The 240-nt window shown below is 73.3% G+C and carries 1 pseudogene; it reads left to right on the top strand.

Features of this window, described 5'->3' with window-relative positions:
* Positions 1-240 (top strand): annotated as a pseudogene (locus tag KVT37_RS33685) (HlyD family secretion protein); the annotation flags it as partial.

Below are 240 nucleotides of genomic sequence, written 5' to 3'. Positions count from 1 at the left end.
GAAGCCGCGCTTGCGCTGGCACAGGCGCAGCTTGCCGACCTGCAGGGGGGCAAGCGTTCGGAGGAGATCCCCGTGCTCAGGGCCGAGGTCGACATGGCAAAAGCCCAGGCCGCCGACGCCAGGCGCAAATAGGATCGCGCCAGCGCCCTCTATAGACCCGGCACCGGTAGGCAGGCCGATTACGCCACCGCCCCGGCCTCGCTGGGGAGGGCCAAGGCCCGGGCCGGCCGGGCGGGGGCG

The organism is Mesorhizobium sp. GbtcB19 (assembly GCF_019091085.1).
GTDB lineage: Bacteria > Pseudomonadota > Alphaproteobacteria > Rhizobiales > Rhizobiaceae > Mesorhizobium.
This window is presented reverse-complemented; position numbering and strand designations above follow the sequence as displayed.